The sequence below is a fragment of the Verrucosispora sp. WMMA2121 genome (assembly GCF_027460185.1).
GTDB classification, from domain to species: domain Bacteria; phylum Actinomycetota; class Actinomycetes; order Mycobacteriales; family Micromonosporaceae; genus Micromonospora; species Micromonospora palythoicola.
On sequence record NZ_JAPZBH010000004.1, the window covers coordinates 955,007 to 976,608 of the forward strand.

Sequence of the window (21,602 nt, forward strand, 5' to 3'; positions counted from 1 at the left end):
CACCAACCGAACCCGGCGCGCCGGCCGGCCGGGGGTCGCTCGGCCCGATCGGGCCGGCGCCTCCGCTCAGACGTGCAGCCCGCACTCGGTCTTCTCGAACATCGCCCAGCGACCGGCCCGGGGGTCCTCACCGGCTCCGGTCCGCCGGGTGCACGGCCAGCAGCCGATCGAGCCGTAGCCACGCCGGAACAGCTCGTTGACCGGCACGTTCCACCTCGCGATGTACGCGTCGACGTCCGCCTGCGTCCAGGCCGCGATCGGATTGACCTTCACCTTGCCCCGCCGCGCGTCGAAGGTGACCACCGGCGTGTTGGCGCGGGTCGGCGACTCGTCGCGACGCAGGCCGGCGGCCCACGCGTCATAGTCGGTGAGCGCCCGCTCCAGCGGCTCCACCTTGCGCAGCTGGCAGCATTCGTCCGGGGACCTGTTGAACAGCCGCGGTCCGTACTGGCCATCCTGTTGACCGACGGTCAGTCGTGGCCGGATGGAACGGACGTTCACCGGGAGGGTGCGGGCCACCTCGTCGCGGACCGCGAGGGTCTCCGGGAAGTGCAGCCCGGTGTCGAGGAAGACCACGTCCACCCCGGGTGCGACCCGGGAGACCAGGTGGGCGAGGACGGCGTCGGCCATCGAGCTGGTCACGCAGAACCGGTCCCCGAAGGTTTCCGCCGCCCACCGCGCGATTTCCGGCGCGGGCGCGCCCTCCAGCTCCCGGCCGGCCCGCTCGGCGAGCGCCCGCAGCTCGTCCGGGTCGCGTCGGGACGGATCGGCGGTGGCCACGGCGGTGGTGCCGACCAGGCCCAGGCCGGCGGCGGAGACCAGGGCGCTCACCGGGTCACCGCCCGGGAGAGCAGGCCACTGAACCGGACCGTGAAGACCCGCGCACAGGCGTGGCACTCCCATGCGCCATGCCCGGTCTCGCTCGGCCGCAGATCCTCCTCGCCGCAGTACGGGCAGTACAGCGGCACGGAACGAGTCTCACCACTCATCGCAGTTCCTCCTCGTCGACCCGAATCACCCAGTTGGCGAACGTCTCACCCTCGGTCCGGCCGGCCAGGTAGCGCTCGGCCAGCCGCTCGACGTACCCGGGCAGCTCCTCGGCGGTCGTCTTCAGGCCGCGCAGCTTGCGCCCGAAGCCGGCGGTGCGACCCTCGGCCATGCCGAGCCCACCGCCGAGATGCACCTGGAAGCCCTCCACCTGGCGGCCGTCCGGCCCGGTCACCAACTGCCCCTTGAGGCCGATGTCGGCGACCTGGGTGCGGGCGCAGGCGTTGGGGCAACCGTTGATGTGGATGGAGATGTCCGCGTCGAAGTCGCGCAGTCGCTGCTCCAACCGGGCCACCAGTTCCTCGCCACGCGCCTTGGTCTCGACGATGGCGAGCTTGCAGTACTCGATGCCGGTGCAGGCCATGGTGCCGCGCCGCCAAGCCGACGGCTGGGCCTCCAGGCCGATCTCCCGCAGGCCGGCGACCAGCGACTCCGTCCGCTCCGGCGGCACGTCGAGCACCAGCAGCTTCTGGTACGGGGTCAGGCGCACCCGCTCGCTGCCGTGCGCCTCGACCACGTCCGCGAGCCGGGCGAGCTGGGTGCCGGAGACCCGCCCGACTACCGGAGCGGCGCCGACGTAGTTACGGCCGTCGCGCTGCCGGTGCACGCCGATGTGGTCGATCGGCCGCTCCGGCAGTTTCGGTGCGGGGCCGTCGAGCAGCGTCCGGCCGAGGTACTCCTTCTCCAGCACCTCCCGGAACTTCGCCACCCCCCAGTCGGCCACCAGGAACTTCAGCCGGGCGCGGTGGCGCAGCCGGCGGTAGCCGTAGTCACGGAAGATGCCCACCACGCCGGCCCAGACGTCGGGTACCTCGGACAGCGGAACCCAGACGCCGAGGCGCTGGGCCAACATCGGGTTGGTGGACAGCCCGCCACCGACCCACAGGTCGAAGCCCGGGCCGTGCTCCGGGTGGTCGACACCGAGGAAGGCGATGTCGTTCGCCTCGTACGGGGTGTCCACCAGCCAGGAGATCGAGGACTTGAACTTGCGCGGCAGGTTGGAGAACTGCTTGTCGCCGACGTACCGCTTGACGATCTCGTCGATGGCGGAGGTGGGGTCGATCCGCTCGGCCTCGGCCACCCCGGCCACCGGGCTGCCCAGCACGATCCGGGGACAGTCGCCGCACGCCTCGGTGGTCTGCAACCCGACCGACTCCAGCCGCCGCCAGATCTCCGGCATGTCCTCGACCCGGATCCAGTGGTACTGGATGTTCTGCCGGTCGGTGATGTCCGCGGTGTCCCGGGCGAACTCCCGCGAGATCTCGGCGATGGTGCGCAGCTGGGTCAGGTCGAGCTGGCCGCCGTCGACGCGTACCCGCAGCATGAAGAACTCGTCTTCCAGCTCGTGCGGCTCCAGCACAGCGGTACGACCGCCGTCGATGCCCGCCTTCCGCTGGGTGTACAGGCCCCACCACCGGAACCGCCCGCGCAGGTCCTGCGGGTCGATCGAGGCGAAGCCACGGTGGGCGTAGATGTTCTCGATGCGCGCCCGGACGTTCAGCGGATCGTCGTCCTTCTTGATCCGCTCGTTGGGGTTGAGCGGCTCTCGATGCCCGAGCGCCCACTGGCCCTCACCGCGGGGGCGCCGGGGCGCCCGCGGCGGGCGGGCCGGAATCTCGCTGACTGCCATCGCGGCGTCCTCCGTTGTCTGCTGCGCCTCGGTGGGGCTGAGCGCGCGACGACCGGTTCCCGGAGGGACCGTGGACAGCGATGTCTCTGCACGGCCGGCGCGCTGCGTGCCCGAGGCAGGGATGGTCGGGCGTCGTCAGTGAGCCGGACAGATGGCGCTGCGCACGCGGCCGTAATCAACGTGGCGTCGAGCCACGAAGCGGCGCACGACAGCGGCAGTCATAACCGTCATGCTGCCACACCTCCGCCGGGGCGGCCAATGGTCGCGTGCGCGATCCCACATCACGGGCGGTCGCTGCCGGCTCCCCCGAGCGTCACCGTGTGGCAGGCTCGCAATGTGGGCGATTTGTCCGACAAGTCGATCCCGGTTGCCGGAATCGGCGTCCGGCTCAGCGGCGGGCGGCTGCGCGCGGTGCCGGTGTGGCTGGTACCGGCGACGGTCACCCTGCTGGCGACGCTTGCCGGCCTGGACTCCGCCCAGCCCTGGCGCGACGAGCTGGCGACCTGGAGTGCGGCGACCCGAGGTCTGGCCGGCCTGTTCCGACTGGCCGGCACCATCGACGCCGCCACCGGCCCCTACTACCTGCTCATGCACGCCTGGCTGGCGCTGGCCGGCGACTCGGTGGCCGCCCTGCGCCTGCCCTCCGCCCTGGCCATGGCCGCGACCGCCGGGCTGATCGCGGTACTCGGACACCGGCTGTGGGACACCCGCGTCGGAACCCTCGCCGGCCTGCTGTTCGCGGTGCTGCCCGGCACCTCCCGGTACGGCCAGGAGGCGCGGCCGTACGCCCTGGCCGGCGCGCTCGCGGTGCTGAGCACGCTGCTGCTGGTCGACGCGCTGCGCCGGCCAAGCCGGTGGCGCTGGGTCGGCTACGCGGCGGCCACCATCGCCCTCGGGCTCACCCACCTGGTGGCCCTCACCCTGCTCGCCGCCCACGCGGTCGCCGTGCTGACCGGAAGTGTCCGGACCGGTCCCACCGCCGGTGGCGGCGTCGAGGGCCGGGCCGGCGGGTCCGGCGGTGGCGGGAAGCGCGGGGCGCCGGACCGGCTGCTCGGGTACTGGTTGGCCACCGTGGTGGTGGCGGTGGCGGTGGCGCCGCTGGCTCTGGTGGCCCAGGGCCAGCGGGCCCGGCAGCTCGACTGGGTGGACGCCGCCCGGCCCGGCGACCTGGCGGCGCTGGCCGGCGGGGTGACGCAGAGCGGTGTGGTCGGCGGCGTGCTGCTCGGACTCGCCGCGCTCGGCGCGGCCCGGGCGGGCCGCCGGGGGCTGCTGCCGGTGAGCTGCGTCCTGGTGCCGGTGCTGCTGCTCTTTCTCGCCGGGCTGGTCGTCCCCATCTGGGTGCCCCGCTACCTGGTCTTCGTGGTGCCCTTCGGCTGCCTGCTGGCCGGCGCGGCACTCGCCTCCGCCCGGCTGCCCGCCGCGCTCGCGGTGGTGGCGCTGACCGGCCTGCTCGGCCTGCCCGACCAGGCCGCGCTACGCCGCACCCACGAGTGGCCACGCAGCGCGACCGTGGACTACCGGGCGGTGGCCGAGATCGTCGGCAGCGATCGGCAGCCCGGTGACGCGGTGGTCTACTCGCCGCGCGACAGCTGGCTCTTTCTCGACCTCGGCCTGCGCTATCACCTCGGCGGCCGGACCCCGCAGGACGCGCTGCTGGTCGAGGGACAGGACCGCCGGGGTGACCTGTGGGCCACCGAGTGCGGCCGGCCGGCGGAGTGCCTGGACAATGTCGACCGGGTCTGGCTGGTGCTGGCCGGACGACGAGCCGAGCCACTGGCCGCCGTGCCCGGCGCCAAGGGCGACGCGCTCCGCGACCGCTTCGCGGTGGCCCGGGTGTGGCCACGGCCCGGCATCACGCTCGCGCTGCTCACCCGACGCGGCTGAGCATCGACTCCCCCGCTCCCGACAGGTGACTCATCGGCACCGGAACCGTCGGGGCGGCGGGCAGGAGGTCACCCGCCGCTGCGGCCCTCGGGGGCGCTGCGGGCCAACGGAAGGGCCAGGAAGGCCTCCGTGCCGCCGTCGGCGCCGGGACGCAACTCGATGGTGCCGCGCAGCTCTCCGGTGACGAGCGCCCGGACGATCTGCAACCCGAGCTTGGCGCCGCCCTCGGCGTCGAATCCCGCCGGCAGGCCCCGACCGTTGTCCGTCACGGTGACGTTGAGCATCCGGCGGAGCCGGTGTGCCGAGACCACCACCTCGGGCTTCGGCGGGCCGGCGGGCGCCGGCGCGTCGTCGTCGGCCGGCGGGAAGCCGTGTTCGACGGCGTTGAGCAGCAGCTCGTTGAGGACCATCACCAGCGAGGTGGCGATCTCCGCCGGCAGCACGCCGAAGGTGCCGGTACGGCGCATCGCGACGCTCACCTCGGTCGCCGCCACCTCGGTCGCCGCGTTCGCCACCCGGTCGACGATGCCGTCGAACTCCACCGCCTCGTCGCTGGACATGGCGAGCGTCTCGTGCACCAGCGCGATCGACGCCACCCGGCGTACCGACTCCTCCAGTGCCACCCGCGCCTCCGGCATGGCCACCCGGCGGGCCTGGAGGCGCAGCAGCGCCGCCACCGTCTGCAGGTTGTTCTTCACCCGGTGGTGGATCTCCCGGATGGTGGCGTCCTTGGTGATCAACGCGCGGTCGCGTCGGCGGACCTCGGTGATGTCGCGGACCAGCACCAGCGCACCGATCGGCACGCCGGCGGGCATCAGCGGCAGGGCCCGGGTGAGCATGGTCGCCCCCCGCGCGTCGATCTCCCGACGGGGCGGCGCCTCGCCGCGCAGCGCGGCGAGGATGCCGTTGGCGGCGTCGGTGCCGTCCAGGGGATCGCCGGCCAGCCGCCGGTGCAGTGCCGCGAGATCCTCGCCGACCAGGAGTGAGGCGTGACCCAGGCGCCGGTACGCCGACTGCGCATTGGGGCTGGCGTAGGTGACCTTGCCGCCGGCGTCCAGCCGCACCAGCCCGTCACCGACCCGGGGTGCCGAGGTGGTCTCGCCCGGATGCCGGGGCGGTGGGAAGGTGCCGTCGGCGATCATCTGCGCCAGGTCGTCGGCGGTGGTCAGGTAGTTGAGCTCCAACTGGCTGGGGGTACGCGCGGTGGAGAGGTTGGTGTCCCGGCCCACCACGGCGATCACCTCGCCGGACTCACCGTCGGCCGTACGCAGCCGGACCGGGATCGCCTCGTGCCGGGCGGGCACGTCGCCGTACCAGACCGGGTCGCCCTCCCGCCAGATGCGCCCCTGCCCGTAGGCGACCTCCAGGTGCGCCACCTCCGGGCCGCCGACGATCCGTCCCACCTGATCGTCCTGGTACGCGGTGGGCGCGGTGGTCGGGCGCACCTGGGCCACGCAGAGAAAGCTGCCCTCACCGTCCACCGGAACCCAGAGCAGCAGGTCGGCGAAGGAGAGGTCGGACAGCAACTGCCAGTCACCGGCGATGCGGTGCAGGTGGTCGATGTCGACCCGGCGCAGGCGGGTGTGCTCCTCGGCGAGATCGCGCAGCGTTGACACGCCGACCAGCGTGCCACGCCGGCGGTCACATCGTCGCGGTGACCTTCTTCAACCCGCGCGGCGCGTCCGGATCCTCCCCCCGGGTCAGGGCGAGCGCCAGCGCCAGCCGCTGCAACGGCAGGATGTCCAGTAGCGGGGCGTACCGCTCGTCGACCTCGGGCACCGCGAGGCGGGTCGCTCCGTCGATCGCGGCGGAGCCGACCACCACCACGTCGGCGCGGCGTTCACCGAGCCGGGGCAGCACCTCGCCCATCGACCGTCCGCCCGGCCCCGAGCCGACCACCGCCAGCACCGGCACGTCCGGGTCGGTCATGGCCAGCGGGCCGTGCAGCAGGTCGGCGCCGGAGAACGCCAGCGCCGGCAGGTAGGACGTCTCCATCAGCTTCAGCGCCGCCTCCCGGGCGGTCGGGTACGCGTACCCCCGGCCGGTGGTGACGATCTGGGCGGCGAAGCGGTAGCGCGGCGCGAGCTGTGCCGCGACGGGGTCGGTGAGGGTACGGGCGGCCAACTCGGGCAGGTCGGCCAGCGCCCGGCGCTCCTCGGCGGGCAGCGCGCCGTCACCGGCCCGGATCCCCTCCACCAGCATCAGCAGGGCGAGCAGCTCGGCCGTGTAGGTCTTGGTGGCGGCCACCGCCCGCTCGTGCCCGGCCGCGATGTCGACGGCGAGTTCGGCGGTCGTCGCCAACGGGGAGTCCGGTGCGTTGGTGACGGCCAGGGTGAGGGCACCGGAGTCGCGGGCTACCCGGAGCACCTCCGTCAGGTCGGGGGATCCGCCGCTCTGACTGACCCCGACCACCAGGGCGTCGGAGAGGTCCGGCCGGGCGCCGAAGAGGGTGACCGCGCTCGGCGAGGCCAGGCCGGCGGGCAGGCCGAGGCGGATCTCACTGAGGTAGGCGCCGTACAGCGCGGCGTGGTCCGAGGTGCCGCGTGCGGTGAACACCACGTGTCGGGGTCGGCGCTCGGCGATGGCCGCGGCCACCCGGGCGATGGGGGTGGCGTGCTGGGTGGAGAGCAGTCGCTCGTAGCCGGCCGGCTGCTCGTCGATGTCGGCGGTCATGCCGCTGCCTGGGCGCGTCACGGAAACTCCTCCCCTGCGCGATATCCGCGCGTTTGCTGCTCAGTCTTGCATCTTTGATCCGGTCTGAGCAATCAAATGAGCAGTAGTGCGCAGTGGATCACCAAAACTGGGGTTCGTCACCTACGCTGACCCGACCTCACCGAGCAGCCGGGACCAACGAGTGAGAGGACCACGTGGCCGAGGGAACGGACGACCGGGCGCTGCCGGCGACGGAGGAACTGATCCTGGCCCGGCGGGCCCTGGACTCCGGCGAGCTGACGCATGCCGCCGAGCACGTCGCGGCGGCGCTGGCCCGGGCACCGACGCTGCCCGAGGTGCACGAGACCCTCGCCCGGCTGGCCGCCGCCAGCGGCGACGGCGGGATCGACCTGTTCCCGTTGCAGCACCACACGTTCGTCGGCGCCGTGGTCGCCCGGGCACACCTGCTCGCCGCCGCCGGCCGACCGGCCGAGGGCCTCGATCTGCTGGTCGCGGCCACCGCCCACGCACCGGGGGCGGACTGGGCGGGCGTGCCCTGGGTGACCTCGCCCGAGCTGGCCGAGCGTCTCGGACCCGAGCAGGCCGCCCGGGTGCTGATGCAGGTCTGCGCCGCCGTGCCCGACCCGGTCGCGCCACCGAACCGGGCCGCCCTGTCGCCGTATCTGACGTTCGCCCGCAACGCGATCACCGTCCACCCGGAGCACGCACTGCTGCTGGGCACCGCGTCCGCGCTGGCCCGGCGGGTGGAGGAGGTTCCGCTCGCGGTCCGCTGGGCCAGCCGGGGCGTACGGGCGGTGCCGTCGAAGATGGGCGAGGTGTGGCTCGGGTACGCGCTACGCAGCGCCGGCCGGACCCGGGAGGCGCTCGCCGCGTTGCGTCGCGCCGTCGAGCACGACCCGGACGACCTCGCGGTGTACGCCGACATCGCCGGCACCCTGGCCGACCACGGCCGGCTCGAGGAGGCGCTCAGGTGGATCGAGCGCGCCCTGGCCCGCAACCCGTCCTTCGACTGCGCGGTGCACACGGCGCACCGCCTGCGGTTCCAGCGGGATGGTGCGGTGCGACACCTGGTGGCGCTGGCGGACTTCGTCCGCGACCACCCGGACGACTCGCACGAACACGGCGACCTGGCTGAATGCTGCCGCGGACGTCCCTGGCTGGGTCAGGTGACGCCGGCACCACCGGCGACCGGGACCGCCGCGACGCTCGGGCGAGCCGGCACCCTGCCCGTCGACGGGTCGGAGCCGACGATGGCGTCGCGTCCCACGTCGCCGCCGTCCGCGGAGGCCGCCCGCCGCCTGCGCCAACTCGCCCACCCCGCCTGGCCGCACCCACCGGCGGCCTACGACGCGGCGGTCGGCCTGGCCACGCTCGACCTGGCCGACCTGCTCGGCCTGCTGGCCCATCCGCCCGAGACGCCGCAGACCGCGCTCGGGCGGGTGCTCGCCGGTCAGGACCCGGCGCTGTGGGTGCGCTGCGTGCAGGTCTGGACCTGCCTCGGGCTGCTGCACCACCGCACCGATGAGCCGTGGCCCGAATCCACCCGGCGACGGGTACTCGTGGAGCTGGCGCACGAGGTGCCGGAGGTCGCCGAGGCGGCCCTGTTCGCCCTGGTGACCGCCGCCTGGGTCGATCCGTCGGTCCGCACCGACGTGGCCGCGCTGGTCACCGAGCGGCTGGCGGCGGTGGCCACGGCGGTCCGGCACCATCCGGTGCCCAACGCGGCCTCGCTGGCACATCTGGCGCTGGCCACCCCAGACCTCGATCCGGAGACCATCGCCACCGCGCGGACGCTGGCCGGAGTGACCGCCCGCAAGCGCCGTGGCACCACCCGGGCACTGCGGGCCCTGCTGCGCCGACTGCTCCGTCGATCGGTGTGACGAGTCGCGGGCGGGTGACACCCCCGGCGGGGACGTCCGCCGCCGGGACGCGCCTCCCGGACGCGCCCCGACGGTCCCTGGTCGCCGTCAGACAGCCGGCGCCCGGGCCAACTCGGTCTCGGCCTGCTCCTGCCGACTCGCGTCCGGCTCCGGCTCGTTGCTGGTGCGCAGCGGAATCTCCCGGATGAACCAGGCCAGCACCGGAACCACCGCGGCGAAGAGCACCGCCCAGAGGAACACGTGCGAGATCGCGTCGGCGAGACCGCCGAGCACCACCTCGCGGGCCTGCGCCGGCAGTTCCCGCAACTGCTCGATGTTCATCGCCGCGCCGGCCTCGCCGCCACCGCTGAACGCGCCACCGGCGGCCGAGCCGGCCAGCCGGTTGGCGAAGATGGCGCCGAACAGGGAGATGCCGAACGACCCGCCGATGGAGCGGAAGAAGGTGGCCGCGCCACTGGCCGCCCCCAGATCCTTCTGGGCGACGCTGTTCTGCGCGATCAGCATCGAGGTCTGCATGAGGAAGCCCATGCCGGCACCGAGCACGAGCATGTAGAGCGACGACTGGACCTTGCTGGTGTCCACCGCCAGCAGGCTCAGCAGGGCGAGCCCGGCGGTCATCACCACGCCGCCGACGATCGGGAAGACCCGGTACCGCCCGGTCCGGGTGATCGCCCGGCCGACGACCAGCGAGACCACCAGCATGCCGAACATCAGCGGCAGCAGCAGCAGGCCGGAGTTGGTGGCCGAGGCGCCCTGCACGGTCTGCTGGTACAGGGGCAGGAAGTTCATCGCGCCGAACATCGCGAAGCCGAGCAGGAAGCCGATCACCGAGATGAGGGCGAAGTTCCGGTTGGCGAAGAGCCGCAGCGGCAGGATCGGCTCGGGGACCCGCCGCTCGACGAACCCGAACACCACGAGCGCCGCGACGGCCAGTACGGCGAGGCCGAGGATCTGCGGGCTGGCCCAGGCGTACTCGTTGCCGCCCCAGGTGGTGATCAGCACGATGCCGGTGATGCCGATCGACAGCAGGGCCGCACCGACCCAGTCGATGCGGTGCTCGGTGCGGTACTTGGGCAGGTGCATGGTGGCGATCAGCAGCACCAGCGCCACACCGCCGAGGGGCAGGTTGACGTAGAAGGCCCAGCGCCAGGAGAGGTGATCGGTGATGAAGCCGCCGACCAGCGGGCCGGCGACCATCGCGATCGCCATGATCCCGGCGATCATCCCCTGGTAGCGGCCGCGCTCGCGGGGTGGCACCAGGTCGCCGATGATCGCCATGACGCCGACCATCAGGCCACCGGCGCCCAGACCCTGGACGGCCCGGAAGGCGATCAGCTGGACCATGCCGTCGTCGGCGCCGCCGAGGAAGCCCGATCCGGCCATGCCGCACAGCGCGGAACCGACCAGGAAGATCACCACGGCGGTGAGGAAGACCGCCTTACGGCCGTAGAGGTCGCCGAGCTTGCCCCAGATCGGAGTGGAGACGGTGGTGCCCAGCACGTACGCGGTCACCACCCAGGTGAAGTGGTTGAGCCCGCCGAACTCGCCCACGATGCGCGGCAACGCGGTGCTGACGATCATGTTGTCGAGCATCGCCAGCATCATGGCGATCATCAGACCGAAGAGCACGACCCGGACATTGGGTCGCACGGCGGTCTGGTTCTGCTGGGCCATCGGTAAGCTCTCCCCCCGAGATGCGGCGCACTTACTTGCCGCCCGGCTAGTTACCTTACTAGCCGGACGGTAAGTTGGACAGGTAACGACGGTCAACCGGATTGGCAGGTAGGGGTGAGTCAGAGCACAGGCGGCACCCGCGAGCGGATCAAGGCCGTGGCGCTGGAGCTCTTCACCGAGCAGGGCTACGAGGCGACGTCCCTGCGCGAGGTGGCCGAGCGGCTCGGGGTGACCAAGGCCGCGCTCTACTACCACTTCAAGAGCAAGGACGAGATCGTCTCCAGCGTGGTGGAGGACCGGCTGGAGCGGATGGACGCGCTGATCGCCTGGGCCGAGAGCCAGCCGGCCACGCTGGCCACCCGCAGAGCCGTCATCGAGCGGTACGCCGACGCCATGTTCAGCGGCGAACAGCCCTCGGTGATGCGGTTCTTCGAGCAGAACCAGACGGCGCTGAAGAGCCTGTCCGCCGGCCGGGAACTGCGCGGACGGATGTTCCGGTTAGCCACCGCCGTCTGCCAGGGCGACGACTCTCCCGGCGCCCAGCTCCGTGCCGTGCTGGCCCTGTTCGCCGTGCACAGCAGCTGGTTCGCGGTACGCACACCGGACATCACCGATGCCGAGCGCAAGCAGGTGGCCCTGGAGGTCGCCAACGAACTCCTAACCGCCATCACCTCCCCACCCCCACCCACCCCCCATTAACCCCAGGTTGATCATGAGGTTAGCGGCAAAGTTGGTCTATGAGGCTGCCGCCAACCTCATGATCAACACGGGTCTAGGGGCTCAGGGGAGGGGGAGGCGGAGGGCCAGTAGGTGCACGCCGGGGAGGGGGGTCCAGTCCCGGTCGGGCTGGCGGACGAAACCACGCCGGCGGTAGAGCCGGTGGGCCGGCTCGGCGTGGCCGTCGCGTACGCAGATGGTCACCGCGGTGCAGCCCAGCTCGAGCGCGCGCACGACACACGCCTCGACGAGCGCCGCGCCGGCTCCCCGTCCCTGCGCGGTCGGGTCCACCGCCAGCATCCGGAACTCCGCCTCGCCCGGGGCGCACAACTCGGCGTACCGGGTGCCGGGCAGCACGAAGGTGACCGAGCCGAGCAGGTGACCGCTCGCCGGGTCGACGGCCACCAGCACGTCACCGTGCTCCGCCCGGGCGGAGACGTCGGCCAGCACGTCGGCGTAGCCGGTCTCGCCCTTGAGCTGGCCGTCGGCCTCGTAGGCCGCGACGGTGAGCCGGGCGACCCCGGCGTAGTCGGCCGGCTCGGCCGGACGGATCAGCAGGCCACTCAACCGATCACCGCGATCAGGTCACCGTCCTGCACCACATCGCCCTCGTTGACCGCGAGCTGCTGCACCACGCCGTCGGACTCGGCGATCACGGGGATCTCCATCTTCATCGACTCCAGGATCACCAGGGTGTCCCCCTCGGACACGGTGTCCCCGGCCGACGCGACGACCTTCCAGACGTTCGCCACCATCTCGGCGCGGATCTCCTCGGCCATCTCTGCGGCCCCTTCCTCGCGGCTCCTGCGACGTATCCAATCATGAGCGGACCGCCGGTGGGCGCGGAGCGGCCCCGGCAACGATCCGCCCGTACCGCCGGCACTAGCATCAACGGGTCAGACCCGACGTCGGCGAGGGCGACCGGCTCCGGAGACGGGGGTCGTCCGCAGCCCGATCCGGCCATCACGAGGAGGTCACCATGGCGAAGAAGGCCCGCAAGAAGAAGGCCCGCAAGAAGAGCGCCGCGAACCACGGCAAGCGCCCCAACTCCTGAGCCGGCGGGCGGCTGCCCGCCGCTATCGGACGACGGACGCAACGGTGCCCGGGTCGGAATCGACCCGGGCACCGGCGTGTGTCAGTCGGCCAGTTCGCGCGACTCGGTGGTCTCGAAGACGACGAGTTCGCTGATCCGTACCCGCAGCCGTTCACGCAGCTCGTCCGGCGCGGACTCGTTGCCGCAGCAGCGGGCCACCAGCGCCTTGACCTCTTGCTCGATGCCGTACTCGCGCAGGCAGTGGCCGCACTCGTCGAGATGGTGCCGGATCAACGTCCGCCGCTCCTGCGCGCACTCCAGGTCGAGGTAGAGGTAGACCTCCGCGAGCACCTCACGACAGTCCGTCTCGTGCGGATCTCCACAGCTCACGTCACACCTCCCGGCCGGTGGCGGCGGTCGAACTCCGGGCCGGCTGGGCCGCGGAGAAACCCCGCTCCGCGGCGTACCCCTCAAGCAGCTTGCGCAGATTACGACGTCCACGGTGCAACCGCGACATCACCGTGCCGATCGGCGTGCCCATGATGTCGGCGACCTCCTTGTAGGAGAACCCCTCGACATCGGTCAGGTAGACCGCCAGCCGGAACTCCTCCGGCAACTGCTGGAGGGCCTCCTTGACGTCGCTGTCCGGCAGCCGGTCGAGCGCCTCGGTCTCGGCGGACCGCAGCCCGCTGGAGGTGTGCGACTCCGCCTCGGCCAGCTGCCAGTCGGTGATCTCGTCGGTGGGCGCCTGCACCGGCTGGCGCTGCCGCTTGCGGTACGAGTTGATGTAGGTGTTGGTCAGGATCCGGTAGAGCCAGGCCTTCAGGTTCGTGCCCTGCTCGAACTGGTGGAAGGCGGCGTACGCCTTCAGGTAGGTCTCCTGGACCAGGTCCTCGGCATCCGCCGGGTTACGCGTCATCCGCAGGCCGGCCGCGTACAGCTGATCGACGAATGGCATCGCGTCCCGTTCGAACCGGGCCCTGCGCTCGTCCGTCTTCTCCGTGGTCAACCGCACATCCCCTCGGGTTGGATGCTTCCCCGCCGAGGATACGCGCACCGGCCTTCCGGAAGATTCGGTTCCGACGGGTGTGCCCGTCGCCACCTCGACCGGTGGTACCGCCGCCGGCCAGTTCGGGCCGGCAAGCAGCTGCCTGAGCTGCCGTGCCTCCCGCTCGTCCTGTCCCCGGTTCCGGATCTCGGTCGGCACCGGTCACCCCCTCGCACATTGGTTGTCCGAGGTGTTCAACGCGTGCCGCGGGCCGACACATTCCGGCTCGGGCCCAGGCGTTCCTGGTCCCCGCCCCGGCGGTGCGACCGAAGCTGGGACCAGGAAGGGCCTGGGAGCCCGGTGTCGCCGCCCGGACCGGGCACTGGGACACCATCGGGTGCAACGAAGCGGCGCGGCCGGCGGACACGGCACCGGTGACGTGGTGGCCCGGCGGCGGCCCGGGTGGCGTCAGACATCGGCCCAACCGTGCTCACGCAGCCAGTCCACGGTCGCAGCGGCCGTACCGACGGGGTCACCCCGCAGGTCGTGCCGCTCTCCCGACCGGACCACCACCCGCACCTGCGGGCCCGGCTCCGGCACACCGAAAGGATCCCGGTCCCCGTTCACCACCAGGGTCGGCACACCGGTCACCAGCTCACCGGCCCGGCTCCGTTCCGGTCGACCGGGCGGGTGCAACGGAAAGGCGAGTGCCACCACCCCGGCGGCGCCCACCGCGCGCGCCGTCCGACAGGCCACCCGGGCACCGCTGGAGCGGCCACCCACCACCAGCGGTACGCCGGGCTGCCGCTGCCGCAGCGCCGTCAGCACGACGGACCACGCCTCGTCGAGGTGCCCGGCCGGTGCCGGTGCGCGCCGGCCGGCGACCCGGTACGGCTGGGTCACCCGCGCCACCACCAGCCCGGCGGTCACCGCCGCGTCGCGTAGGGCGATCAGATCCGGGGCGTCGACGCCGCCGCCGGCCCCGTGCCCCAGCACCAGCAGGGCTCGGGGCGGACCGGACGGGTCGTCGGTGTCGACCCGAGCGGGTCCGCGCGGAGTGTCGAGGACGTCATACGGCACCGCCCCATTGAACCCGTTTCGACCGGGACCACGCCCGTCGGTCAGCTCAGCGGCACCAGGGTGAGCAGCCGGTCGCGCACCGGCGGGCCGGGCTCACCGGCGGCGTCGGGATCGGGTTGCACCTCGCTGCGCCAGGCGACGAGCATCGCCCGCCGCTCCCGTGGGGTGGTGCCACCCCAGACGCCGTGACAGTCACCGACCTCGAGCGCCCACGCCAGACAGGAGCCCTGCACGTCGCAACTGCGGCACAGGGCCACCGCCGCGTCGGCCGGCTCGTTCGGCGCCGGAAAGAACGTCTCCGGGTCGACACTCTGACAGGTGCCCCTGGTACGCCAGGCTTCGTCCTGTCGCCGCTCACGCAACGCCCGCAACAGTCGCGGATCACGTCGCGCGGCGGCCACCTCGTGCGGACGGGGCATACGCGCCCGTGTCATCCACCCACCTCCCCCGTGGGACCAGCAACATCGATGGAGATCGTTCACCCGACGCGAACGACACCCATCACCGGCGCTGTGTTCTATCGCATTTGCGTACGCGGGGACAAGACTTCGCCGGGAAGTTGGCAGAACGTTCGAGTCACCTTTCACCCGCAACCGCAGCAAATCACTCGCGACAATGCGCCGGGGCTCGATCAGAAGAGCGTCGGCTCCGCGGGCTCGCCCGGACGGGCCAGTGGCACCCGAGCGGTCAGCCCGGGACCGTCGTTGCGTACATCGCCCACGGCCCGCCCCACCGGCCGCACCTCCAACCCGGCCAGCCAGTCCAGCGGCGGCGGTGCGAGCAGCTCGGCCCGGTCCGCGCCGTCGTCCAACCAGGTCGCCCAACGCTCCGGCGGCAGCAGCAACGGCATCCGGTCGTGCACCTCGGCCAGTTCGCCGACGGCCGCGGTGGTCAGCACGCTGAAGGTCAGCAGCGTCGCGTCCGGGCCGTCCCAGACCGACCAGATGCCGGCGAAGGCGAGCACCGAGCCGTCGCGTGGGGTCATGTAGTAGGGCTGCTTCGCACCGTCCGCCAGCCGCACCCACTCGTACCAGCCGTCGGCGGGTACGAGACACCGGCGGCGGGCGAAGGACGGCGCGTACGCCCGGCTGGTGGCGACGGTCTCGGCCCGCGCGTTGATCATGCGGGCCGCGCCGGCGGGCGACCGGGACCACGGTGGCACCAGACCCCAGCGGCCCCGCGAGAGCGCCCGGTGCCCCGCGGCACCGATGCGGACCAGCGGCACCGGATCGGTCGGCGCGACGTTGTGATCGGCGGCCAGCTCACCCGCGGTCTCGTCGACCGCCTCGAACAGGCCGCTCAGGTCACCGGCGCCGCGGGTCGTGGCGTACCTACCGCACATGCCGCTCACGCTAGCGCGCGCTGCGCCGGGCGGCTGTCCCGCTCACCGGGAGTGGCGGTGACCCTAGCGCCACCGGGACCCCGGCACGGCAGAATGTAACCGTGGGGAATGTGACCGCGACCCGGCCGCTACAGCCGTGGACCGCACCGACGGCCAGTGACCCGGTGTCGGCGTCGCTGCGCCTGCCCGGCTCCAAGTCGATGACCAACCGCGCCCTGGTGCTCAGCGCGCTGGCCGCCGGGCCCTCGACCCTGTCCCGACCGCTGCGGGCCCGGGACACCGAGTTGATGGCCGCCGCGCTGCGGGCGATGGGAGCCCACGTCTCGATCGCCGACGACGAGCGCTGGCTGGTCCGGCCGCACCGGCTGTTCGGCCCGGCCCACGTCGACGTGGGGCTCGCCGGCACGATCATGCGCTTCGTGCCACCGGTGGCGGGGCTGGCCGACGGGCAGGTCACCCTCGACGGTGACCCGCAAGCCCGGACCCGCCCGCTCGGTCCGCTGATCGAGGCGCTGCGCTCGCTCGGCGTACGCGTCGACGCTCCCCCCTCGGGCAGCCTGCCGCTGGTGGTGCTGGGCGCCGGCCGGGTGACCGGCGGCGAGGTCGTGATCGACGCCTCCGCGTCCAGCCAACTGGTCTCCGGGCTGCTGCTCGCCGCCCCCCGCTTCGACCGTGGGCTGGTGGTCCGGCACGTCGGCCCGCCGGTGCCCTCCGCACCGCACCTGCGGATGACCGTGCAGATGCTGCGCGCCGCCGGCGCCGCGGTCGACGACAGCACCCCCGACGTCTGGACGGTCGAGCCCGGACCGTTGACCGGGCGTAGCTGGGAGATCGAGCCGGACCTCTCCGGTGCGGTGCCGTTCTTCGCCGCCGCCATGATCACCGGCGGCGAGGTGACCCTGCGCGGCTGGCCGGCGCGGGGCAGCGCCCAGCCGGTCGAGCGGCTGCGCTCGCTGTTGCAGCAGATGGGGGCGACGGTCACCCTGACCACCGAGGGGCTCGCGGTGCGCGGCACCGGCCCGGTGAAGGGATTGCGCGCCGACCTGTCCGACGTCAGCGAGCTGACCCCGGCGCTCACCGCGCTGGCCATGCTCGCCGACTCGCCGTCGGTCTTCACCGGCGTCAGCCACATCCGTGGCCACGAGACGGACCGGCTGGCCGCCCTGGCGCGGGAGTTCACCGGGCTCGGGGCGGACATCACCGAGTCGGCGGACGGGCTGGAGATCCGGCCCCGACCGCTGCACGGCGGCGTGTTCCGCACCTATCATGATCACCGGATGGCGCACGCGGCGGCGGTGACCGGGCTGGTCGTGCCGGGCGTCGAGCTGGACGACGTGTCGTGTACCTCCAAGACCATGCCCGAGTTCCCGGCACTATGGTCGGCACTGGTGACCGGTAAGAGCTGAGCGGAAGAAGGGTCGGCCCTGGCGACCAGGCGGCGCGAGTACGACGAGGACGACGTCCGGGTCCGGCCCGGCAGGTCCTCCCGCCCGCGTACCCGGACCCGACCCCGGCACGCCGACGCCAAGGACGGTTTCGTCATCGCGGTGGACCGCGGGCGCTACACCTGCGTACTGCCCGGCGCCGGGCCGGACGACCCCACCGTCACCGCCATGCGCGCCCGCGAACTGGGCCGCAAGTCGGTGGTGGTCGGTGACCGGGTCGGGCTGGTCGGCGACACCTCCGGTTCGTCCGGCGCGCTGGCCCGCATCGTCCGGATCGAACCACGGCGGTCCGTGCTGCGGCGCACCGCCGAGGACGACGCCAGCACCGCCGAGGGCCGGTTGGAACGCGTGGTGGTCGCCAACGCCGACCAGCTCGTGATCGTCAGCGCGCTCGCCGATCCGCCGCCGCGCACCGGGTTCATCGACCGCTGCCTGGTCGCCGCGTACGACGCGGACATCGAACCGCTGCTCTGCCTGACCAAGGCCGATCTGGCCGGGCCGGAGACGGTGCTCGACTACTACACCGAGCTGGAACTGCCGTATCTGCTCATCCGCCCGGACTCCCCGTTGGACGCGCTGCGCAGCCTGTTGACCGGCCGGGTCTCGGTGCTCGTCGGTCACTCCGGAGTGGGCAAGTCGACGCTCGTCAACCGCCTGGTGCCGGAGGCCGAACGGGCGGTCGGCACGGTGAGCGCGATCGGTCGGGGGCGGCACACGTCGACGAGCGCGGTGGCGTTGCGGCTGCCCGCGCCACCCGAAGCGCGCCAGGATCCAGGCTGGATCGTGGACACTCCGGGGGTACGCAGTTTCGGGCTGGCCCACGTCTCGGCGGAGAGTCTGCTGCACGGCTTCCCGGACCTGGTCGAGGCCACCGCCGACTGCCCGGCGAACTGCCCGCACACCGCCGACGAGGCCGACTGCGCACTCGACGCCTGGGTGGCGACCGGGCGGGCCGACCCGCGCCGGCTGGCCTCGTACCGCCGGTTGCTCGCCTCCCGTGCCGGGGAGACCGATCCACGGACCGAGCCCGACCCACGCGGGCACCCGGAGTGACCGGGCGGCCCACCACCGAGTGACCGACCCGACCGCGGCACCGCCGGCCCCCGGCGTCGTCCCGGTACCGGCGTCGCTACCGTGTCCGGCATGACCGGGTACGCCGCTGACCTGACCCTCGCCCACCGGCTCGCCGACGCCGCCGACGCCCTGTCGACGGCCCGGTTCCGGGCCCTGGACCTGCGGGTCGAGTCGAAGCCCGACCTGACTCCGGTCTCCGACGCGGACACCGCCGTGGAGCGCGAGATCCGCGCCCTGCTCGCCGAGCACCGGCCCGAGGACGGGCTGCTCGGCGAGGAGTACGGCGCGACGCCGACCGCCGGAGCGCGCCAGTGGGTGGTCGACCCCATCGACGGCACCAAGAACTTCGTCCGGGGCGTGCCGATCTGGGCCACACTCATCGCCCTGCTGGAGGACGGCCGCCCGGTCGCCGGGCTGGTCTCCGCGCCGGCCCTGGGGCGCCGCTGGTGGGCAGCACGGGGCACCGGGGCGTACGCGGGACCGGACGCCTCCCGCGGCGTACCCATCCGGGTTTCCGGGGTGACCCGGCTGGCCGACGCCAGCCTCTGCTACTCGTCGCTGGACGGCTGGGAGAAGGCCGGCCGGCTCGACGCGGTGCTCCAGCTGATGCGGGACACCTGGCGCAGCCGGGCCTACGGCGACTTCTACGGCTACATGCTGTTGGCCGAGGGCGCGCTGGACGTGATGATCGAGCCCGAACTGTCGCTCTGGGACGTGGCGGCACTGGTACCCATCGTGACCGAGGCGGGCGGCACGATCACCGACCTGACCGGCCAGCCGGCCCCGGCCGGGGGCGACAACAGCACCCTGGCCAGCAACGGCGCGCTGCATCCGGACATCCTCCAGCGCCTCGGCAGCCCGCCGCGCATTGACGCCCGGTAACCTCTATCCTCGCCAGGTGGCTACCTCCGGTTGGTGTTTCCTGGCGGCGATGATCGTCGCGTACGGCGTCGCCAACCTGTTGCAGTCGGTCGCCGCCGCCCGCACCACGGTGCACCACACCTTCGATCCCGGGCTGCTGCTGCGCCTGGCCGGGCACCGCACCTACCTGGTCGGGCTGGCCTGTCAGGTGGCCGGTTTCGTCCTGGCCTTCCTGTCCCGGCGGGACCTGCCGCTGTTCCTGGTGCAGGCGAGCGTGGCCGCCGGGCTCGGCGTCACCGCCCTGCTCGGCGTGGTCCTGCTGAAGTGGCGGCTGCCGGTGGCCGAGGTCGCGCTGCTGGTGCTGCTCTTCGCCGGCATCACCGCGCTGGTGCTCGCCGCCCGCCCGGCACCCTCGAAGGCGCTCGGCACCGGGGGCATCGTCGCCCTGCTGCTGGCCCTGGCGGTGATCGCGGTGCTGGGCTTCTTCGCGGTCCGGTTGCACGGCGCGCCGGGGTCGGTGGCGCTCGGGTCGCTGGCCGGGCTGGCCTTCTCCGCCGCCGCGGTGGCGGCCCGCCCACTGGCCTCCGCGCCGGGTTGGGACGCCTTTCTCGGCGACCCGCTGCTCTACCTGCTCGTCGGCCACTCGGTGGTCGGCCAGTTGCTGCTCGGGCTGGCGATGCAGCGCGGCTCCACCACGGCGGCGGTGGCCGCCATGGACGCGGCCGGCGCGGTACCCGCCGCGATCGTCGGGCTGCTGCTGCTCAACGACAAGATCTGGCCGGGCCGGGAATGGCTGGCCGGGATCGGTTTCCTGGTCACCCTGGCCGCTGTCGTCGGGCTCACCCGGTACGCGGAGCCGCAGCACCACCACGCCGTGGCCCGGGAGACCACCCGGGCGGTGGTGGGCCCCCGGCCGCCGCTCGTGCCGCAGCCCGCCGCGGCGGGCTGCGAGGTCGCCACGGCCGGTGGCTCGGGTGATCCGCTGACTCAGGCCGCCTCGACCGGCTTGCGCCGGCCCACCACCCGCTCGTAGAGGCGTTCCAGGGCACTGGCCGTGCGTTCCCAGGTGTAGCTGCACCGCACCCGGTCGACCGCGGCGTGCCCGTACGCGAAGCGGCTGGCGTTGTCGGCGAGCAGCCGACGCAGCGTCATCCCGAGGGTGCGTACGTCGCCCGGTGGCACCAGCTTGCCGGTCACCTCGTCGACCACGGCGTCGGCGATGCCGCCCATGGCATAGCCCACCACCGGGACGCCGCAGGCCATCGCCTCCAGCGACACCCGCCCCGCCGACGAGTAGTGCGGGGTGCAGGCCACCACGTCGGCCGAGCGGTACCAGGTGGCCATCTGCTCGTGCGGCACCGCGCCCACCAGGTGCACCTGCTCGCCGACCCCGGCCCGGTCGGCCAGCTCCCGCAGCCGGCGGGCCTCGGCGTGGTTGGCCAGTCGGTCCGTCGGCGGCCCGCCGGCGATGACCAACTCCGCGTCGCCGACCAGGCGCATCGCCCGGATCAGGTCCTCCTGGCCGTGACCTCGCCCGAGCCCGCCCACCGAGAGGATCCGGGGGCGCTGCTCACGCGGGGCGGCCTCACCGTCGGGATGGAAGCGTTCCGTGTCCACCCCGGTCGGGACCATCGCGACCGAGGCACGTTGCAGGCCCATCCGGGTCAACTCGTCGACCTCGTCGTTGCACTGGGCGACCGCGATGTCCACCGCCCGGGTCAGCGCCCGTTCCAGCGGGATACGGGTGCCCGGTCCGTCGTACTGGGCACCGAGGTGGCGCAGCTGTTCCATCCCGATCGAGTGGAACGTCTGCACCATCGGAATGTCGGTCTCCCGCACGGCGTGCGCGGCGGCCAGGCCCCCGATCCAGTAGTGACCGTGCACCACCTCGGGCGTCCAGTCGCCGGACCACCGGTCGGCCAGCCACTCGCCGTACGCGGACACGTAGGGCACCAGTTCGGCCGTGGGGATCGGCGCGACCGGGCCCACCGGCGCGCGTTCCAGCCGGTAGCCGTCCAGGATGTCGGTCTCGCTGGCCTCGGGGTCGTCCCGACGGATGTACACCCGCACGTCGTGACCTCGCCCGGCCAGTTCGGCCGCGACCCGTGCGATGTGCTGGTAGGTGCCGACGACGGTTCCGTCGCCGAACGGCGGCGCAGCGGCGTGGGCGCAGACAAGGCCGACGCGCATGGGTCACCTCCATGCGTATGGGGCGGTGCTCTCCGGTCAGAGCGTCCCATTAACCGGCCTCCGAAGAGCCGAAACCTCGCAGAT

22 protein-coding genes are annotated in these 21,602 nt (G+C 73.0%); 8 read left to right on the plus strand and 14 right to left on the minus strand.

Annotated features, from left to right (window positions below):
* Positions 1-66 precede the first annotated feature (66 nt).
* Genes O7605_RS05110 through O7605_RS05120 form a run of 3 tightly spaced genes read right to left on the minus strand, consistent with a single transcriptional unit; the run spans position 67 to position 2,677 of the window.
* On the minus strand, positions 67-831 hold the full coding sequence (locus O7605_RS05110; protein WP_269738141.1) for a phosphoadenylyl-sulfate reductase: 765 nt from the start codon (positions 829-831) through the stop codon (positions 67-69).
* Positions 828-989, minus strand: a complete 162-nt coding sequence (locus tag O7605_RS05115; RefSeq protein ID WP_269738142.1) for a hypothetical protein — start codon at positions 987-989, stop codon at positions 828-830. Before O7605_RS05115 ends, O7605_RS05110 begins: the two co-directional genes overlap by 4 nt.
* Positions 986-2,677 carry a nitrite/sulfite reductase gene (locus tag O7605_RS05120; protein WP_269738143.1) on the minus strand — a complete coding sequence of 564 codons (1,692 nt, stop codon included), beginning with the start codon at positions 2,675-2,677 and terminating at the stop codon, positions 986-988. The genes O7605_RS05115 and O7605_RS05120 overlap by 4 nt, the downstream gene beginning before the upstream one ends.
* A gap of 402 nt (positions 2,678-3,079) precedes the next feature.
* Between O7605_RS05120 and O7605_RS05125 the strand changes: the two genes are divergently transcribed.
* Positions 3,080-4,561: a glycosyltransferase family 39 protein gene (locus O7605_RS05125; RefSeq protein ID WP_269738714.1), complete on the plus strand. Its 1,482-nt coding sequence runs from the start codon at positions 3,080-3,082 to the stop codon at positions 4,559-4,561.
* Positions 4,562-4,629: 68 nt separating this feature from the next.
* On the opposite strand, the gene O7605_RS05130 is transcribed toward O7605_RS05125, so the two are convergent.
* Entirely contained in the window at positions 4,630-6,177 is a 1,548-nt protein-coding gene (locus O7605_RS05130) for a PAS domain-containing sensor histidine kinase (RefSeq protein WP_269738144.1), read from the minus strand.
* Positions 6,178-6,202: 25 nt separating this feature from the next.
* The gene (locus O7605_RS05135; protein WP_269738715.1) at positions 6,203-7,234 is read right to left on the minus strand and encodes an SIS domain-containing protein; all 1,032 of its coding nucleotides are present in this window, start codon (positions 7,232-7,234) and stop codon (positions 6,203-6,205) included.
* A 194-nt stretch (positions 7,235-7,428) separates the two neighbouring features.
* Between O7605_RS05135 and O7605_RS05140 the strand changes: the two genes are divergently transcribed.
* Positions 7,429-9,114: a tetratricopeptide repeat protein gene (locus tag O7605_RS05140; protein ID WP_269738145.1), complete on the plus strand. Its 1,686-nt coding sequence runs from the start codon at positions 7,429-7,431 to the stop codon at positions 9,112-9,114.
* Positions 9,115-9,201: 87 nt separating this feature from the next.
* Here the strand turns inward: O7605_RS05140 and O7605_RS05145 are convergent, their stop codons facing one another.
* Positions 9,202-10,788, minus strand: a complete 1,587-nt coding sequence (locus tag O7605_RS05145; RefSeq protein ID WP_269738146.1) for an MDR family MFS transporter — start codon at positions 10,786-10,788, stop codon at positions 9,202-9,204.
* 114 nt (positions 10,789-10,902) lie between these two features.
* On the opposite strand from O7605_RS05145, the gene O7605_RS05150 reads away from it, so the two are divergent.
* Positions 10,903-11,487, plus strand: a complete 585-nt coding sequence (locus tag O7605_RS05150; RefSeq protein WP_269738147.1) for a TetR/AcrR family transcriptional regulator — start codon at positions 10,903-10,905, stop codon at positions 11,485-11,487.
* Between the two features lie 81 nt (positions 11,488-11,568).
* Here O7605_RS05150 and O7605_RS05155 read toward each other — a convergent pair whose 3' ends face one another.
* Both O7605_RS05155 and O7605_RS05160 read right to left on the minus strand, forming a co-directional pair.
* Positions 11,569-12,072 (minus strand): GNAT family N-acetyltransferase, encoded by a 504-nt coding sequence (locus O7605_RS05155; protein ID WP_269738148.1) that lies wholly within the window; start codon positions 12,070-12,072, stop codon positions 11,569-11,571.
* The gene (locus O7605_RS05160; RefSeq protein WP_093405215.1) at positions 12,069-12,284 is read right to left on the minus strand and encodes a biotin/lipoyl-binding carrier protein; all 216 of its coding nucleotides are present in this window, start codon (positions 12,282-12,284) and stop codon (positions 12,069-12,071) included. Before O7605_RS05160 ends, O7605_RS05155 begins: the two co-directional genes overlap by 4 nt.
* 200 nt (positions 12,285-12,484) lie before the next feature.
* Between O7605_RS05160 and O7605_RS32075 the strand changes: the two genes are divergently transcribed.
* Positions 12,485-12,559: a 50S ribosomal protein bL37 gene (locus O7605_RS32075; RefSeq protein ID WP_370461611.1), complete on the plus strand. Its 75-nt coding sequence runs from the start codon at positions 12,485-12,487 to the stop codon at positions 12,557-12,559.
* Positions 12,560-12,640: 81 nt separating this feature from the next.
* Here the strand turns inward: O7605_RS32075 and rsrA are convergent, their stop codons facing one another.
* The 5 genes from rsrA to O7605_RS05185 form a co-directional block, all read right to left on the minus strand.
* Positions 12,641-12,928 (minus strand): mycothiol system anti-sigma-R factor, encoded by a 288-nt coding sequence (gene rsrA, locus O7605_RS05165; RefSeq protein WP_269738149.1) that lies wholly within the window; start codon positions 12,926-12,928, stop codon positions 12,641-12,643.
* 1 nt (position 12,929) lies between these two features.
* A complete protein-coding gene (locus O7605_RS05170) occupies positions 12,930-13,745 on the minus strand; it encodes a sigma-70 family RNA polymerase sigma factor (RefSeq protein ID WP_269738150.1) in 816 nt (271 codons plus the stop codon).
* A gap of 249 nt (positions 13,746-13,994) precedes the next feature.
* A complete protein-coding gene (locus O7605_RS05175; RefSeq protein WP_269738151.1) occupies positions 13,995-14,606 on the minus strand; it encodes an alpha/beta hydrolase family protein in 612 nt (203 codons plus the stop codon).
* 41 nt (positions 14,607-14,647) lie between these two features.
* On the minus strand, positions 14,648-15,040 hold the full coding sequence (locus O7605_RS05180; RefSeq protein ID WP_093405204.1) for a WhiB family transcriptional regulator: 393 nt from the start codon (positions 15,038-15,040) through the stop codon (positions 14,648-14,650).
* Between the two features lie 197 nt (positions 15,041-15,237).
* The gene (locus tag O7605_RS05185) at positions 15,238-15,948 is read right to left on the minus strand and encodes an SOS response-associated peptidase (RefSeq protein WP_269738152.1); all 711 of its coding nucleotides are present in this window, start codon (positions 15,946-15,948) and stop codon (positions 15,238-15,240) included.
* A gap of 101 nt (positions 15,949-16,049) precedes the next feature.
* On the opposite strand from O7605_RS05185, the gene aroA reads away from it, so the two are divergent.
* The 4 genes from aroA to O7605_RS05205 all read left to right on the plus strand — a co-directional run bounded on the left by aroA (position 16,050) and on the right by O7605_RS05205 (position 20,361).
* Positions 16,050-17,354, plus strand: coding sequence for a 3-phosphoshikimate 1-carboxyvinyltransferase (gene aroA / locus O7605_RS05190; RefSeq protein ID WP_269738153.1), 1,305 nt, complete (start codon positions 16,050-16,052; stop codon positions 17,352-17,354).
* Between the two features lie 135 nt (positions 17,355-17,489).
* A complete protein-coding gene (gene rsgA / locus O7605_RS05195) occupies positions 17,490-18,446 on the plus strand; it encodes a ribosome small subunit-dependent GTPase A (RefSeq protein WP_269738716.1) in 957 nt (318 codons plus the stop codon).
* A 90-nt stretch (positions 18,447-18,536) separates the two neighbouring features.
* Positions 18,537-19,349: a histidinol-phosphatase gene (gene hisN, locus O7605_RS05200; protein WP_269738154.1), complete on the plus strand. Its 813-nt coding sequence runs from the start codon at positions 18,537-18,539 to the stop codon at positions 19,347-19,349.
* 49 nt (positions 19,350-19,398) lie between these two features.
* A complete protein-coding gene (locus O7605_RS05205; protein ID WP_269738717.1) occupies positions 19,399-20,361 on the plus strand; it encodes a hypothetical protein in 963 nt (320 codons plus the stop codon).
* Here O7605_RS05205 and O7605_RS05210 read toward each other — a convergent pair.
* On the minus strand, positions 20,316-21,518 hold the full coding sequence (locus tag O7605_RS05210) for a glycosyltransferase (protein ID WP_269738155.1): 1,203 nt from the start codon (positions 21,516-21,518) through the stop codon (positions 20,316-20,318). The genes O7605_RS05205 and O7605_RS05210 overlap by 46 nt on opposite strands.
* Positions 21,519-21,602: the final 84 nt, after the last annotated feature.

Coding starts and splice junctions, on each gene's coding strand:
- O7605_RS05115 (WP_269738142.1), bottom strand. CDS start 989: ATGAGTGGTGAGACTCGTTCCGTGCCGCTGTACTGCCCGTACTGCGGC.
- O7605_RS05120 (WP_269738143.1), bottom strand. CDS start 2,677: ATGGCAGTCAGCGAGATTCCGGCCCGCCCGCCGCGGGCGCCCCGGCGC.
- O7605_RS05135 (WP_269738715.1), bottom strand. CDS start 7,234: ATGACCGCCGACATCGACGAGCAGCCGGCCGGCTACGAGCGACTGCTC.
- O7605_RS05145 (WP_269738146.1), bottom strand. CDS start 10,788: ATGGCCCAGCAGAACCAGACCGCCGTGCGACCCAATGTCCGGGTCGTG.
- O7605_RS05160 (WP_093405215.1), bottom strand. CDS start 12,284: ATGGCCGAGGAGATCCGCGCCGAGATGGTGGCGAACGTCTGGAAGGTC.
- O7605_RS05180 (WP_093405204.1), bottom strand. CDS start 15,040: ATGACACGGGCGCGTATGCCCCGTCCGCACGAGGTGGCCGCCGCGCGA.
- O7605_RS05185 (WP_269738152.1), bottom strand. CDS start 15,948: ATGTGCGGTAGGTACGCCACGACCCGCGGCGCCGGTGACCTGAGCGGC.
- hisN (WP_269738154.1), top strand. CDS start 18,537: ATGACCGGGTACGCCGCTGACCTGACCCTCGCCCACCGGCTCGCCGAC.
- O7605_RS05205 (WP_269738717.1), top strand. CDS start 19,399: ATGATCGTCGCGTACGGCGTCGCCAACCTGTTGCAGTCGGTCGCCGCC.
- O7605_RS05210 (WP_269738155.1), bottom strand. CDS start 21,518: ATGCGCGTCGGCCTTGTCTGCGCCCACGCCGCTGCGCCGCCGTTCGGC.